12 protein-coding genes are annotated in these 16,624 nt (G+C 40.9%); 4 read left to right on the top strand and 8 right to left on the bottom strand.

The features are described 5' to 3' along the window. Nucleotides 1-47: 47 nt before the first annotated feature. The 7 genes from GR160_RS09660 to GR160_RS09630 form a co-directional block, all read right to left on the bottom strand. The gene (locus GR160_RS09660; protein ID WP_237421202.1) at nucleotides 48-2,492 is read right to left on the bottom strand and encodes a TonB-dependent receptor; all 2,445 of its coding nucleotides are present in this window, start codon (nucleotides 2,490-2,492) and stop codon (nucleotides 48-50) included. A gap of 285 nt (nucleotides 2,493-2,777) precedes the next feature. Then, nucleotides 2,778-5,951 (bottom strand): efflux RND transporter permease subunit, encoded by a 3,174-nt coding sequence (locus tag GR160_RS09655; RefSeq protein WP_160749675.1) that lies wholly within the window; start codon nucleotides 5,949-5,951, stop codon nucleotides 2,778-2,780. 98 nt (nucleotides 5,952-6,049) lie between these two features. Continuing rightward, complete coding sequence (locus GR160_RS09650) at nucleotides 6,050-7,108, bottom strand: efflux RND transporter periplasmic adaptor subunit (protein ID WP_160749674.1); 1,059 nt, start codon at nucleotides 7,106-7,108, stop codon at nucleotides 6,050-6,052. Nucleotides 7,109-7,114: 6 nt separating this feature from the next. Beyond that, nucleotides 7,115-8,437, bottom strand: coding sequence for a TolC family protein (locus GR160_RS09645; protein ID WP_160750084.1), 1,323 nt, complete (start codon nucleotides 8,435-8,437; stop codon nucleotides 7,115-7,117). Nucleotides 8,438-8,524: 87 nt separating this feature from the next. Continuing rightward, entirely contained in the window at nucleotides 8,525-9,121 is a 597-nt protein-coding gene (locus tag GR160_RS09640) for a TetR/AcrR family transcriptional regulator (RefSeq protein WP_160749673.1), read from the bottom strand. A gap of 78 nt (nucleotides 9,122-9,199) precedes the next feature. Further along, nucleotides 9,200-9,814 (bottom strand): TetR/AcrR family transcriptional regulator, encoded by a 615-nt coding sequence (locus GR160_RS09635; protein ID WP_160749672.1) that lies wholly within the window; start codon nucleotides 9,812-9,814, stop codon nucleotides 9,200-9,202. 125 nt (nucleotides 9,815-9,939) lie between these two features. After that, the gene (locus GR160_RS09630; protein WP_160749671.1) at nucleotides 9,940-10,947 is read right to left on the bottom strand and encodes a family 43 glycosylhydrolase; all 1,008 of its coding nucleotides are present in this window, start codon (nucleotides 10,945-10,947) and stop codon (nucleotides 9,940-9,942) included. A 156-nt stretch (nucleotides 10,948-11,103) separates the two neighbouring features. Between GR160_RS09630 and GR160_RS09625 the strand changes: the two genes are divergently transcribed. The 3 genes from GR160_RS09625 (at nucleotide 11,104) to GR160_RS09615 (ending at nucleotide 13,032) form a co-directional block, all read left to right on the top strand. Further along, nucleotides 11,104-12,078, top strand: a complete 975-nt coding sequence (locus GR160_RS09625; protein ID WP_160749670.1) for a polyprenyl synthetase family protein — start codon at nucleotides 11,104-11,106, stop codon at nucleotides 12,076-12,078. Next, nucleotides 12,078-12,428 carry a hypothetical protein gene (locus GR160_RS09620; protein WP_160749669.1) on the top strand — a complete coding sequence of 117 codons (351 nt, stop codon included), beginning with the start codon at nucleotides 12,078-12,080 and terminating at the stop codon, nucleotides 12,426-12,428. The genes GR160_RS09625 and GR160_RS09620 overlap by 1 nt, the downstream gene beginning before the upstream one ends. Before the next feature lie 151 nt (nucleotides 12,429-12,579). Next, a complete protein-coding gene (locus GR160_RS09615; RefSeq protein ID WP_160749668.1) occupies nucleotides 12,580-13,032 on the top strand; it encodes a hypothetical protein in 453 nt (150 codons plus the stop codon). A 121-nt stretch (nucleotides 13,033-13,153) separates the two neighbouring features. Here the strand turns inward: GR160_RS09615 and GR160_RS09610 are convergent, their stop codons facing one another. Continuing rightward, the gene (locus GR160_RS09610; protein WP_237421201.1) at nucleotides 13,154-13,669 is read right to left on the bottom strand and encodes a hypothetical protein; all 516 of its coding nucleotides are present in this window, start codon (nucleotides 13,667-13,669) and stop codon (nucleotides 13,154-13,156) included. Nucleotides 13,670-13,817: 148 nt separating this feature from the next. On the opposite strand from GR160_RS09610, the gene GR160_RS09605 reads away from it, so the two are divergent. After that, on the top strand, nucleotides 13,818-16,622 hold the full coding sequence (locus GR160_RS09605) for a 2-oxoglutarate dehydrogenase E1 component (RefSeq protein ID WP_160749666.1): 2,805 nt from the start codon (nucleotides 13,818-13,820) through the stop codon (nucleotides 16,620-16,622). Nucleotides 16,623-16,624: the final 2 nt, after the last annotated feature.

Raw genomic sequence — 16,624 nt, 5'->3', positions numbered from 1 at the left:
AAAAGGTAAAAACCCCTGCCGGTAAAGGCAGAGGTATTATTGTTGGTTTAGAATTTATATGTTATGCCTAACCTCACGTTGCGGGGAGGTTCGCTTTGCCAGTAATAAATACTTGTTCCGTCAAGATTAGTACCATATGATGATCCGCTATACAGGTATTTATTAAGTATATTGAACATATTGGCAGTAAACTTAACTTTCCCTCTTTCATAAGAAAGACCACCGTCAAGCTTAAAGTAATCAGGAAGCCTTTCTGCACCCGGGCTCCATGTGTCTGTTTCCCTGTCTCCAAGGAAAGTAAATCCGGCCGATGCACCAAGACCTTTTAGTTTGCCATTCTGTATGGCATAAGTAAGCCATGCATTAGCAGTATGCTTTGCATATCCCGGAACTATATCGCCTACATTGATACCTAAATCAGGATTATTAACTTTAGTAACGGTAGATTCTGTAAAGGCGTAGTTAGCTATAAGGTTAAGGCCCGGTATAATTTCGCCTCTTGCATCAAACTCAATACCCTCTGCTCTTCTCTCACCAAACACTATAACAAACTGTGTAGGGTTGTTAGGATCAGACATGGTTTCATTTTTCTTCAAAATACTGTAAGCAGAAAGTGTAGTGCTCCATTTTCCGTCAAACCAATCTCTCTTAACACCAATTTCACGGTTATTACCTGTAAGTGGTTTTGGCGCGCTGCCATTGCTCATTACACCACCCTGCGGCGTAAATGCCTGATCGTATAAAGCATAAGCAGAAGTATGCTCATCTATAGTATAGCTTAAACCAACACGCGGTGTTATATGTTTATCTGATATTGGAGCTCCACCCCAGCTTGCCTGACTTACATAAGTATAGCGGCCTGCAAGTGTAAGGCGCAGTTTATTTTCAAAAAATCCTAATTCATCCTGTAGGTAGCCTGCGCTGTAACGGGAATTCATAAGTCCGCCAATTGCCGCTGCTCTTTCTGCAAGAGGCCTGCTGCGGTCAAAAACAGGATAGCCATTTACAGGCGCACCATAGGTTGGGTTAAACACATTGAAAGGATTGTCCGGTGTGTCAAGATCGTGGCTTTGCCCCCAGTCTGCCATATAGTCTTTGCTTCCAAGGTCAAGACCGGCAAGTATTTTATGGCTAACAGGTCCTGTCTGGAATTTACCATTTACAAAAGCCTGGCCAAGTTTCATGGTGCTTTCTGCATCCCATACGCCAACATTACGAATAATCTCTCCATTACCTAAAGTAAAATCAGCAGCACCATCCCAGTTAACATCTACAGGGCCCGGTCCTACGGCAGTAGGCCAAGAGCTGTAACCTTCCTGCAGGTATTTAAAATAAGAAGCCTGTGCAGTTACTTTCCAGTTATCATCTATATTATGCTCAAACATGGCATAAAAACTGTGGTCGTTTATTTTTGTATCAGGAATTCCAGGTTGTGTAAGGGTAAAATCCCTGCTTAATGAGGCATAGTGCGGCCCATAAACATAATATGAACCTACCTCGGTCATATTGGCACGCTGGTAATTGTATTCAAAAGTAAGTTTAGTCCTGTCGTCAAACTGATATGACACTACCGGAGCAATAACATAACGGTCGTTATGTTCATAAGGACGGTGCGAACCTTTATTTTGAGCCGATACATTAAGGCGGTATAACAGTTTACCGTCTTCGCTTAGCTTACCGTCAAGGTCAAGTGTAGTACGGAAAAGGTCGAAGCTGCCCAAAGTCATGCTGGCTTCTCCTTTAGTTTGGCCTGTAGGTTTTTTAGTAACCACATTATATAAACCCGATGGGTCGCCACTGCTAATCATAAATCCTGCCGGACCTTTTACAAACTCTATATGGTCTACAAAACTCATGTCTTCGGTTAACGGACCCCAGAATGATGAAACCACATTGAAACCGTTACGGAAAGCCTGTATTTGCGATCCTCTCATAGTGATATTTGCATACAGGTCGCCCCAGTGCTCAAGGCGAACAGCACCACTAACGTTGCGGATAAGGCCATCGCTCATGCTGATTATTTGCTGATCCTGTAGTGTTTGATTGCTAACAATTTGAATGTTTTGCGGTATTTCTAAAACAGGAGCATCTAAACGTAGTGTAGTAGAGGGCTTGTCTGTTTTATACTTATTCTTGTTTCCATTAATAACCACCTCGTTTAGCTGTTCCTGATTTTCAGATAACGTAACGTTTTTAGTAGCTTTTTCTCCGGAAGCAAGTGTAATTTGCTCTTCAACCGTTTTAATGCCTACAGCAGTAATGCGCAATACATAAGAGCCCGGCTTAATATTTTTAATCTCAAAATTACCCTGTGTATTGGTAACAGCACCATAATTAGTGCCTTTTAACGCTACCGATATGTTTTCGGCAGCAGTGTTATCACTAAGGGTAACCGTACCGCTAAGCGATGCACGTTCCTGAGCCCAAAGGGTTGCTCCAAACAGAAGCATTAAGCTCAGTAACAGTTTTTTAAATGTAGTTGTACTCATCATGTTTGTTTTTGGATTTTCGGCTACAAATGTAATGCACGCATAACTCCTGAACAAACTTATTTTTATTTATTCTAAATAAACCAATATTTCTATATTTACCGTACATTAAAACATTGTTTTTAGATTTTAATTTTAAGATTAAAAATTTTAATTCACAAATAATAAAAATACTTCAAACAATAAGGGTTTTTATGTGTAAGATTTTTATAACAAAACGTGATTATTTTGAAAAATAAAAGCCCTGATGCATTGCATCAGGGCTTTTAAAGTACAAACAATTAATATTTAGTGCTTTGCGGTAAAGCCATCATCACTAAGTTCGCGGTGCTCATAATCGGCAACCATTTCTGCTGCATAATCAATTTTCTCTTTCTTAGAGAAACGTGCAATAAGGCTGTCAAATATGGAGTACACCACCGGAACTATAATAAGGGTAAGGAAAAGCGAACTTAGCAGTCCACCAATAATTACCCATGCAAGACCATTGTTCATTTGCGCTGCACCACCTTTGGCAAGTGCAATAGGGATCATACCAAATACCATCGCAATGGTTGTCATCAATATAGGGCGAAGACGGGCGTGGTTGGCCTGTACCAGTGCATTAAAAGTACTTTCTCCTTCTGATTTACGGTGGTTTGTAAAGTCAACAAGTAATATCGCATTTTTACACACAAGACCAATAAGCATGATGATACCCAATATGGTAAAGATGTTTAATGAATTATTGGTTAACGCCAGTGCCAACAGCGCCCCGATGAACGACAGCGGTACAGAGAACAATACCACGAACGGATATACAAAGCTGTCATACAGTGCCACCATTACAAGATATACCAATATAATAGCTGCAAGCAAAGCAACTCCAAGCGTACCAAAACCTTCGCTTTGGTTTTCCATGTCGCCCCCCCAAATATAATTTACACCTGCAGGGCGATCCATTTTACTAAAAATAGCTTCCCACTCTGTAGCTACAGTACCTACCGGGCGGCCAATTGCCTGTCCCTGTATAGTAACCGATGTACTTTTATCGCGCCTTTCCAGCAAACTTGGGCCCGAACCTTCGGTAATATCGGCAAACTGGCTTAGTTTTACTTCAAGCCCCGCAGAGTTTATAAACGTCATGTTGCGCACGTCGTCTATGTTCATACGGTTGTACTCGCCAAAACGTATATTGATATCATATTCATACTGACCTGCACGGAATTTACCATCGGTATTACCGTTAAATGCCGTTTGCATGGTCATACCCACCGTTTGCAGATCTAAGCCAAGCGATGACATTTTATCACGGTCCACCTTAACGTCTACCTCCGGCGATCCCGATTCTGATGTTAGTTTTATCTCTGTAGCTCCCGGTATTTTTGCAAGTTCGGCAGCAGCTTTTTCTGCAAAAGCCGAAGCACTTTCAAAATCATTTCCGGTTACGGTAAGTGCAATTGGTGCTTCATCTGCACCACCCATTATACTTACCGGCACAGTTTTAATCTTAGCCCCTACAAGCTCTTTTTGAAGTTCGCGTTTGGTTTTTGCAGCATACACAAACGAGTTGTCTGCACGTTGTTCTGCATCTACAAGCGTTACTGTAATCTCGGCTTTATAAGCGGTACTTTGAGATCCTGCCATACCTTCACTGGTTTGACCCACAGTTGTTACTAACGATTTTACCTCTTTTTTAGAAGCAAGATAATCCTCGGCTTTCTGCATTAGCAGGTTGGTTTGCTCAAGCGATGCATCTTTTGGCAACTCCATCTGTACCATGAACTGGCCCCTGTCTAATTTAGGGAAGAACTCGCCACCAATAAAATTACCGGCTATCATTAACGAGCCAAAGAATAATCCTACCGCTACTAAAAGGCTGATGATTTTGCGCCACCTTGAGGCAAGCGACCATTTAAGGATATCCGTAACCCAGTGGGTAAAACTGTCCAGACCTTTTTCGAAACCAAGAATAATGCGTCCAAAAATATTTTTGCCTGTTATGTGCTCCAGCTTACCAAAGCGGGAAGATAACCATGGAATAAGTGTAAACGATGACAGCAACGATAGCATTGTTGCAATTACCACCACTACACAGAATTGCTTGATGATATCACTCACAAGGCCGGTACTCAATGCAATTGGAAGGAATACCACCACAATTACCAATGTAATTGCCGATACTGTAAAGCCAATTTCGGCAGTACCGTCATAGGCAGCACGAATTCGGCTTTTGCCCATTTCCATGTGGCGGTAAATATTTTCGAGTACCACAATGGCGTCATCCACAAGAATACCTACCACGAGCGATAGACCAAGTAAGCTCATCAGGTTAAGCGTATAGCCCATTAATGAGATACCAATAAATGTAGCAATAAGCGATGCCGGGATAGACACCATTACTATAAGAGCGTTCCTTAGCGAGTGCAGGAAGAACAACATTACAAACGCCACAAGGAATACCGCAAGGAATAAATCGTGTATTACACCTTCGGCTGCAACAAGGGTAAATTCAGAAGTATCGTTAGCCACTTCAAGCTTAAGCCCTTCTTTAGCATAATCCTTTTCAATTTTAGATATAATGGCATGTATATCTTCACTTACCTGTACCGCATTGGCATCAGTTTGTTTTGTAATTTGTATTGCAATAGCACTTTTACGGTTCACGCGGGCTATTTTCTCAGCTTCTTTCTGGCTATCCTGTACATCGGCCACCTGACCCAAACGCACCTGTATGCCATTTTTAGAAGACACTACAAGGTTACGCATTTCTTCTACATCGCGGTATTTACCTGCAAGGCGCACAAGCATACTGTTCTCACGGGTTTTTACACTACCTGTAGGAAAGTCAAGGTTACTGCCCAATACCGCCTGTTGTACCTGTGGTATGCTAAGACCGTAGCCTTTTAATTTGTCTTTGTCAAGGTTTACCTGTATTTCGCGCTCTTCGCCACCTACAAGGGTTACCTGTGCCACACCGCTTACGCGGGCAAGTATGGGTTCGATCTTTTTATCCAAAAGATCATAAAAAGCAACCTCATCCATTTTACCGGTAGCACCAAGGGTTACTACAGGAAGGTCGCTCAATGAGAATTTTACAAGTGATGGCGGATCGGCATCTTCAGGAAGGTCTTTTTCAATGGCGTTGATTTTTCGCTGCGCATCATTAAGCGAGTAATCGGCATCGGCTTCAGGCTGAAGCGTTACCATAACTACCGAAAGGCTTTCGTAAGACTTAGACTCAACTTTTTTTACTAATTCGAGCGATGACACCGCATCTTCCACCTTCTTGGTCAGTGTATTCTCTACTTCACCTGGCGATGCACCCGGATATACCGTACTGATGGTTATAACGTTTACTTCAAACTTAGGGATCAGCTCGTAGCTAAGGCTGCTGTAGCTGTAAATACCGCCCAAAGTAAGTATCGTGAACAACACTATAATAAGCGTTGGCCGTTTTATTGATATTTCTGCTATTTTCATTTTTTATAGTTTAAAGTTTAAAGTTTCAGGTTTCAGGTTGCCCTGCCTGATGTTTAAACAATAGCCTTACTCCCCCTTTGGGGGTTGGGGGGCTTTTTTTATTTTATAACACTTACTTTACTGCCGTCGGCAAGATTTATCTGTCCGCTGGTTACTACAACCTCGCCTTCATTAATGCCTTTAAGCACCTCTACCTCTTCGCCAAATATGCGCCCTGCAGTAACTTTAGTAAGTTTTGCCACGCTGTCTTTAACCACAAATATCTGGTTGTTACCCACACCGCCCACAAAAGCCGTGCGTGGCACAGTTAGTACTGATGGCTGTTTAGAAGATGTTCCAAACACAGCCGAACCATACATACCTGCCTTAAGCTCGTTGTTAGGGTTATTGGCTATAGTAATTTCTACCGGGAAGTTTAAAGATCCGTCTGCCTTAGGGGCAATAAAAGTTATTTTTCCGCTAAACTCTTTATCAGGATAAACACTTGCGGTAGCTTTTACGGTGTTGCCAACTTTAAGAGATGCTACCTGGCTTTCAGGAACATTTACTTTTAGTTTTAGTGTGCTAACGTTTACAAGTTCAAACAACACTGTACCCGGAGACACTACGCTGCCCGGCTCTATATTGCGTTTGTTAACTATACCATTAATGCTCGATTTAATGCTGGCATCGCCAAGGCTAATTTTTGTTTGGTCGTACTGAGCCTTTGCGTTAGTAAGTGCCAATTTTGCCTGATCAAGCTGCTGCTGGGTTACACCGCCTGTTTTAAAGGCATTTTCATAACGCTGCGCATCGCTCTTAGCATTTTCATAAGCTGCTTTTGCATTGCTTAGCTGTATGTTTAGCTGATCGCCTTTTATAACAGCAAGCACCTGCCCTACTCTAACGGCATCACCTTCATCTACCAATACTTTAGTAACACGACCGTTATTTTCGGCAGGGAACTCCAGTTGCTGAGAAGCCTCAAAAGTTCCGTTTGCTGTATATGAAAGATCCGGAGCTTCGTTTTTAGCTGTTGCCACACGCACCGCTACCGAGCTGTTTTGCTGGGCTACAATTGCCGTTTCTTCTTCGTTCTTGGCTTTATTTTTATTAAGTATCAAATAGCCTCCGCCAATTACTGCCGCTATTACTACTATATAAACTATCTTTTTCATTGGTTGTTAATTTTTAAGGGTTTGTAATTCGCCTTTAGCTTTTATAAGTTGAATTTCGGCCAGTTTAAAATCAAGCAGTGCCGATGTATAATTGTTTTGTGCCTCTATATATGAGTTCTCTGAATCAAGAAGGTCTGTCAAAGATGCTAATCCCTGTTGGTAGTTGTTTTGTGTATTGTCTAACACTTCCTGGGCAAGCTGCACATTTTCTTTTTGATTTTTAATCGTAATAAGGCTGTTGTTTATCTGTGTTTTGGCGTTTTCAAAAGCCAGGTCGAGAGACAGTTTGGTGTCTTTAATATCTTCCTCCGTCTTTTTGATGTCTATATTAGCCTGCCTTACCTTTGATCTTGTTGCAAAACCGTTAAATATTGGCACCGATAAATTAGCCCCGATAGTCGAGAAATCTGACCAATACACATTGTCTGACGGTTTTTTAAACCATGGCATTTCCGGTCCCTGTCCTATATAGTTATAGCCTGCCGTTAAAGACAACTTAGGATAATAATCTGCCTGCATGGCTTTTTTATTAAATACATACAGCTGTTCCTGTTTTTTCAGCAACTGATATTCTGTCCTGTTCTCCACATTAGGCTTGTCGTTAAGGTTGAGTGGCGTAACCGAAAACTCTTTTTGAGGTATAACGATCTTGGTCTCTATAGGCATCCCCATATAAAACTTAAGGGTGTTTTCCTGTAGTTGTACAGCATTAACAACCTGCTGACGCTGGGTTTGAATGTTATTAAGGTTTACATTCATGCGATCAAGGTCTATCTTACGGGCAAGACCGTTATCGAACTGACCTTTAATAATATTCCTTACCTCAGTAGTATTCTTAAAAGTACTGTCTAAAACCTTAAGTTTTTCACGCTGCACATACACCTGGTAGTAATTGTTTGCCACACGCTCTATAACCTGCTCCTCTGTAAGCTGGGCGTTTATCTGATAAAACTCACGTGTGGTTTTAGCTGCCTTTAAGCCTGTAAACACTGTTTGGTCAAAAATATTCTGAGTAAGGTTTACCCCTCCTATAGAACTCCACTTTTGTCCTAACGGCGCAAGAATAACCGTTCCGGCAGGAGCGCCAAAAAACTCTCCGGGAAGTGCATTTAATTGTAATATAGGATTATAGGTAAGACTACCATTTGCCGTAATAGTTGGCAATGCACGGGCTCTCACCTCTTCTATCTTGTATTCGCTGTTCTCTACGTCCAGCTTTGCCTTTTTAGCATCGGCCTTATTTTGCAACGCATAATTAACGGCATCTTTTAGCGTAAGCTCTTTGCCAAGCTCCTGTGCCATTAGCGATGGCGCAGCCAAAAGAACCATAATTGCCGCGAGCCTGTTAAGGTAGCCGAACGGGGTTTTAATTAGGGTTTTCATGTAATAACTGTTATTGAATTTTAATTGATGGTTTTATTTAATAAATAAAATATTCATTATAATTTCTTTGCGCTCCTGCAACAATGCATTAAAGCCTTCTTCTGTAAAGCCCATGGTTTCCTGTAACAGTGTGCGCATTGATGAAGGGAAAGACATTAAAGACACAAAATTTAACACAAACTGCTCCGGCCTCATTTTTTGTATGGTGCCTTTTTCCATTTCCAATGCTATTTCAAGGTAAAATTTATCGAGCAACACATTCATTTTATCTTTGTCTTTATAGCAGGTCCCCTGGTTCATCTGCGTTACCATGTAAGCTTCAAGAAATGGATACTCCTTGCTTTGCTCGAAAAAAATATCCAGATGACGGCTCACTTTTTCTTTAAATGGCATATCGCTGAATACTATCTTCTCCATCATTTCATGCTCCTGCCTTTGGGCATCGTCAAAAACAATATCGAAAAGATTGTTGCGCGACCTGAAATAATAGTTTATAAGTGTCCTGTTTACTCCCGCGGCATCTGCAATTTCCTGGGTGGTGGCCTTAAAGCGACCCTCGGCAAAAAACACACGTTTTGCCGTTTCCTTTATCAACTGCTCAGTATCCTGATCAACTATTTTTACTGACATTACCGTTTAACTATTTTGTTTGACATTTTTGTCAACGCAAAAGTATTGACAATTTTGTTAAACACAATTTAAAAATGATTATTTTTTTTTGACAGCGTTTGTCTTTATGATTTTCGCAAGAACCTGCAAGCCTTTTTCAGTTACAATGGCACGCAAATGGTACTCTAAAAATTGCCTCATAAGGTCGCTTGCGTTGTACATTGCCGGCGGAAATATATCTTCCTCTTTTGTTGCATTAAGCCCTGAAAAATAGATTCGGCTAATGAAATCATTATCAATATCCTGCCTGTACAATCCTGCACTAATACCACGTTTAAGGTTTTCAGACATTGTTTTGTACATTTTTTCAAACTTAAGAGAATGCAGTCCTGCCGATACCTCCGGGAAAAATTTATGCAACTGATAAAAAGGAGAAGCACTTTCATTGTTTAGCTTGACAGACAAAAAATCGCGCACCACAAAAAATTCTTCAATTGGGTTATGATTTTCTGAAACAATAATATCTACTCCATCAGAAATTTCATGAAATAATTTTGTTGTACTCGCCTGTACCAACTCGTGCTTGTTGGCGTAATGCTGATAAATAGTTTTTTTAGATATACCTAAAGCCACAGCAATATCATCCATGGTAACACTCTTAAAACCAATGGATAAAAACATTTCGTTAGCCTTATCTAATATCTGATCTTTCATATTCAGCATTAAAATTCTGCGGCAAATATACAAAGGAAACTTTATAAACCAAAAAAGTTTCCAAAGTTTTTACAAAATTGTCAAACAAAATTTACACTGAAAAACAGACACTTAAAAAAACATATTTATTTTAAAGGAATAAGATCGATAAAACAAGCCTCATCTCTATCGCATGATAGTTTACCATCTTTATAATAAAGTTCCGTAACCTGAATTACACTGCGTCGCTTTTCGAATTCGGTTGTACCGGGAGCCGTTTTATTACGTCCAGGATGGGTAAAATAAAAAAGATAAGCCCTGTTATTACTAACAATCACATCGGCATGCCCACCAATCGACTGGTCATCTTTACCTTTTCCGGGCAGTTCAACAAGCCTTTCTTCCTGTCTTTTCCAGTCCAAAAGATTTTCACTGCTGTAAACACCAAGCCCTTTCCAGTTGTCTACTATCATCCAGTATTTGTCATTCCACTTAAACACAACAGGACCTTCACCGGGCATATCTGTAATAGCCTTGCCCTTATCTGTCCAACTATAAAGATCTTTACTGTCTGCATAATAAACCGCTTTGCCATCAGGCTCATTATTATACCACATCCTGAAAGTACCATCGGGCAACTTATAAACACAGGCATCAATAACTTTATCGGTAACCAGTTTAACTACCGATTCAAATTTCCAGTCCAAAAGATTTTTACTCGTCAGGTGAATAATGTTCCTTGGATGCTTCCAATCGGCAAAAATTCCGGGGACATACGTAAGATACATGTGATACAACCCTTTGTTTTCTACAATAGCCGGAGCCCAATAGGTATATTCTTTAGTGGGTTTGTAGTTAATGTTTGCAATACCTTTATAGCTCCACTTAACACCATCTGCCGATTCTGCAATACCTATATCAGTGCCATGAACCCAGGTAACTCCTGTGGCAGTGCTGTCGCCCGCACGGCGGTTGGTATAAAACATCCACCACTTCTTAGCTTTTTTATTCCACACAATAGTCGGGTCTGCCGCGCCATGATAAACAGGATCGTCAAAAAGGGGTTTGGGCGCAGGGGTTTTAACACCTTCGCTTTGCGCAATAATAAACCCAGGGATAAACAGAAATAATATGATATATTGTATGCTTTTCATGATGCTGGTTTTGAATCAAACACCTCAACACAAAGAGGGTTTGTTATTTAGTCCTGAAATTTAGCATATATAGTCTTATAGTACATCATGCACTGTCCTGCCTCAAGTGTTTTGATACAATTGCGGAATGCTTTACTTTAGCAAAAAAAAACAGTAATGCAACCCATAGCACATTACCAGCAAATAATTGCTGATTATTTTGAGTCGGCAACCATCTCTAAAGAACCCTCAAACCTTTATGCTCCTGTAAACTACATATTGTCACTTGGCGGCAAACGCATGCGACCGGTGCTAACACTAATGACAGCAGAAGTGTTTGATACTGATTGCAAAGAGGCATTACCTGCAGCGGTAGCGGTAGAGATATTTCATAATTTTTCTTTGGTACATGACGACATTATGGATGACGCCCCCCTGCGCCGGGGCAACCAAACCGTGCACGAAAAATGGGATCTTAATACCGCAATACTCTCGGGCGATGCCATGCTGATAATGGCTTACCAGTATTTTGAACAATACGAACCCCAAATATTTCAGGCTTTGGCAAAGCTGTTCAGTAAAACCGCTTTAGAGGTATGTGAAGGCCAGCAATGGGATGTGGACTTTGAAAACCGAACCGATGTTACCATACCGCAGTACCTTAAAATGATAGAATATAAAACAGCAGTATTGGTAGGTGCAGCCATGCAAATGGGGGCTATTGTAGCGAAAACTTCTACTCAAAACTGTAAAGATATATACAACTTTGGCCTTAATCTTGGCATTGCTTTTCAATTACAGGACGACTATCTTGATGCCTTTGGCGATCCGGAGACTTTTGGAAAACAGGTGGGCGGAGATATTATAGAAAACAAAAAAACCTACCTTTATCTTAAAGCGAAAGAATTTGCCACCGTTGCACAGGCGGAGCAATTGTCTGATTATTTTACATCGCATCCCGAAGACAGTACCCAAAAGATAGCAACTGTAAAAGAATTGTTCAATGCAACCGGAGCTTCCGCAGCAACACAAAAAGCGATAGAAGAATATACTTTAAAAGCTTTTGAGACACTGGAAACCATGGATATTGCTACCGACAAAAAAGAAGCCCTTAAGGCCTTTGGCGAAAAGTTAATGAAACGCAACGTATAATGTTTACAGCCCCCCAAACTACCGACCTATTGCTTGCCGAAGCCGAAAGCGAAGATCTATATCTTAAACTTATTGAGCAGATCAATAAAGATTTCAATTTAGCTAACGAGTCAGTTAATTTCCATAAAAGCACCACACCCGCAGAGCTTAAAATACAACTGCACGAAAAAATATACCGCCTTATACAACACAAGTTTGCCGAATATTTAAACCTGCTCTACATTATAGATGTATCAGAAGAGCAAGTACGCAGCCTTGATGGGTCTGACCTTGTGCAGCTATCGGAAGATGTAGCATTCCTTATATTAAAGAGAGAATGGCAAAAAGTGTGGTTTAGGAATAGGTATTAGTTTTTGTTGATGCGGTTATTTGTGATTTGGTTATTTGAGAGGATGGAACGCGGATGACACGGATTTGACGGATTGGCGCGGATTTTTTAATACACTATACTGGGCATAAGTGGTCATTGCGAGGCACGAAGCAATCTAAATTAAAATTGTTATGAGGATATTTTACTGCATTTTAAACATTTTGCTTTTTATTCATTTTGTTTCTGCGCAAAATGTGAATGTCATACTTCAGGTAAACGGTGTAACTCTTAAACATGGTGAGGTTGCTAATCTCTATATAAAGTTTAAAGATGAAATTCATCGACCAAATTATTATCCGGGAGATCTCATATTAGATAAGGAAGTGTTTGAGTTGATTAAGACTGATTCAATAGGTGAATTTACATTACACTTTGATTACTATAGCTATAAAAAAAGTAAACAGGAAATAGCTAATTTTGATATAAAGCTAAACAAGAAACTAATAATGGGTCCTTATTTAATGATCGATGTGTTTGATTTCAGAGATAAAAAATACAAACATTGGTACCAGTACTTAACAAAAGAAGACTATCTCGTTCAGTTAATTTACCCTCAGTGTGGTATTTATGTACGAATGAAATAACTTAGATTGCTTCGTGCTTCGCAAAGACCACTCAGTCTTGAAAGAAGTGTAAATCTGACAAATCCGTGTCATCCGCATTCCGTTCTTTCAAATAACCAAATTACCACATTAACAAATCAACCTAAAAATACACCCTTATAAATGGCATCAACGCATCGCTATACACCATATCTTTTTTATTGTAGAGCACATTATAGCGAAGGCCAATAGTAACGTTTTGCATTTGGTAACCCGCACCTACAAACAGGGCGGTGTTCCAAAAATCACGGTCGCGAAAATTAAGGTAAGGATAACGATCTTCGAAGCGTTCATCTACATTCAGGTTTACACGCAACTGCTCCAACTCGGCAGAAAGCTGTACCTGCGGTATGGGGTTTAATAACACAATGGCCGACCCTCCATACATAAAAGACTCATAATAATCGCGCTGGCGCACATAACTTCCCTGAACACCAAGCCCTAAAGCCACATAATTATTAAATTGATATATAGCTCCGGGTGCTATAGCTACATCGGTGTAGCCACTGCCAAACGCCGCACCTATACCACCTCCAAATCGCACCTTATCCCAAAAATTAACGCTGTCCTGCGCATTAGCGTTCACAAACTGTAAACAGATTGCGAATAATAGCGACATTCTTGTTAATAAATTGAAAAAGCGTAGCTGCATTACTGGAGTGGTGTATATTTATTGAGCATAAATATATAAAAAACGTTGAGAGATTATTATAATTAGTGTACTTTTGCATAAAATTTATTAAAACAAGTTCACAAAGACATAAAGTATGGACAGGTTTTCCTTTTTAAATGCAGCACACACTGCCTTTTTTGCAGATTTATACGATCAATATATTGAAAATCCCGACAGTGTAGAACCAAGCTGGAGAAGCTTCTTTCAGGGATTTGATTTTGCAGCTTCCGATTACGGATCAGGCGCTACAGAAGTTGTAGCCGCTGCACCACAACAGCAAACCGCTGCTGCTGCACCGCAGGCTCCGGTTTCTGACTACACCGGTATACCGGAAAAACTCCAAAAAGAATTTAAGGTATTAAACCTTATTGAAGGCTACCGCACAAGAGGCCACCTGTTTACAAAAACAAACCCTGTGCGCGACCGCAGAACCTACAGCCCTACACTAGACATTGAAAACTATGGTCTTAGCAATGCTGACCTTGACACCGTATTTGATGCGGCTAAAGAAGTTGGACTGCCATCGTCTACGCTAAAACAAATTGTTGAGCATCTTGAAAAAGTGTACTGTGGGCATATAGGTATTGAATATATGTACATTCGCGACCCTAAAACAAGGCAGTGGATACAAAACAGGCTATCGGTAAACAACAACCAGCCTGATTTTTCGGCAGAGCAAAAAAAGGACATCCTTTTCAAGCTTAACGAAGCCGTTTCTTTCGAAAATTTCCTTCATACTAAATATGTAGGTCAAAAACGTTTCTCTCTTGAAGGAGGCGAATCGCTTATCCCTGCGCTTGATGCCATAATTGAAGCTGCTGCCAATAAAGGCGTGGAGCAATTTGTAATGGGTATGCCGCACAGGGGCCGCCTTAGTGTATTGGCTAATGTGTTTGGCAAAAACACCGCCGATATATTCAGCGAGTTTGACGGTAAAGATTATGATGACGATGCTCTTTTTGATGGCGACGTAAAATACCACCTTGGCCTTACCTCTGAGAAGGTGAGCAAAGAAGGTAAAAAAATAAACATTAACCTTGCACCAAACCCAAGCCACCTTGAAACCGTGGGTGCGGTTATAGAAGGTATAGCCAGGGCTAAACAGGACAAATATTTTCCGGACGATTTTAGCAAAGTACTACCTATTGCACTGCATGGCGATGCTGCTGTTGCAGGTCAGGGTATAGTGTATGAAATTGTACAGATGTCTAAGCTTGACGGCTATAAAACAGGCGGTACCATTCACGTAGTGGTAAACAACCAGGTAGGTTTTACAACCAACTACCTTGATGCCCGTTCGTCTACTTATTGTACCGATGTAGCTAAGGTTACCCTTTCGCCTGTATTGCACGTAAATGCCGATGATGCCGAGGCTGTAGTACATGCTGCCCTTTTTGCCTTAGACTACCGCATGGAGTTTGGCACAGACGTATTTATAGACCTTTTAGGTTACCGTAAATATGGGCATAACGAAGGTGATGAGCCACGTTTCACCCAGCCAAAACTTTACAAGCTTATTGCCAAACAAAAAAATCCACGCGACCTGTATGCTGAAAAACTATTAGCAGCAGGCGTTATAGACGGCAGTTATGTGAGCGGCCTTGAAAAAGAATATAAAGCCAAGCTTGAAGAAAACCTTGAGGCTTCGCGCAAAAAAGACCTTACGGTTATTACTCCTTTCATGCAAAATGAGTGGGACGGTTTTGCTCAGGCAGATGCCGACACTATGCTGCAAAAAGTAAACACTGCTTTCTCTAAAGAGATACTTACCGATATTGCCAAAGTGGTTACAGAACTTCCTTCTGATAAAAAGTTCATCAGCAAAATACAAAAACTGGTAAACGACAGGAAGAACATGTATTTTGAAACCGATAAGCTTGACTGGGCGATGGCTGAGCTTCTTGCTTACGGATCGTTACTTACAGAAGGCTATGATGTTCGTATATCAGGCCAGGATGTAGAGAGGGGAACCTTCTCTCACCGCCATGCCGTTGTTAAGGTAGAAGACAGCGAAGAAGAGTATATAGCACTTAACAACCTTAAAGATGCCAAAGGTAAATTCAACATCTTTAACTCATTGCTTTCAGAATATGCCGTTGTAGGTTTTGATTATGGCTATGCCCTTGCAAACCCTAACGCGCTTACTATATGGGAAGCCCAGTTTGGAGATTTCTCTAACGGTGCCCAGATAATGATCGACCAGTACATTAGTGCTGCCGAAGACAAATGGAACAACCAGAATGGTCTTGTAATGTTGTTGCCACACGGCTATGAAGGCCAGGGTGCAGAACACAGCAGCGCCCGTATGGAGCGCTACCTGCAGCTTTGTGCCAACCACAATATGTATGTGGCCGACTGTACAACACCTGCAAACTTTTTCCACCTGCTAAGGAGGCAAATGAAAACCACGTTCCGCAAGCCGCTTGTGGTGTTTACACCTAAGAGTTTGCTTCGCCACCCTCTTGTTGTGAGCAGCGCAGACGAATTTGCAAACGGAACATTCCAAGAAGTGCTGGACGATCCTGCAGCAGATGCCGCCAAAGTAAAAACTTTGGTATTTGTTACCGGTAAATTCTACTACGACCTTGTTGCAGAAAGGGAAAACCTTAATCGCGATGATGTTGCTTTTGTAAGAATAGAGCAATTGTTCCCGCTACCCGTAGAACAACTTAAAGAAATAATAGCCAAATATCCTAATGCCGACGATTATGTATGGGCACAGGAAGAGCCGCGCAACATGGGTGCTTACAGCTACATGCTTATGAACTTTACAGAGGTGAAGCTTCGTGTGGCATCGCTTAAAGCATACAGCGCACCGGCAGCAGGTAGCTATACCCGTTCTAAAAAACGCCATGCCGCTGCTATTGCAATGGTTTTTGATAAAGATTTATTTAATTAATT

Source organism: Flavobacterium sp. Sd200, assembly GCF_009826935.1.
Lineage (GTDB): Bacteria > Bacteroidota > Bacteroidia > Flavobacteriales > Flavobacteriaceae > Flavobacterium.
The sequence above is the reverse complement of the archived record's forward strand: the minus strand, read 5'-3'. Positions and strand labels throughout refer to the sequence as shown.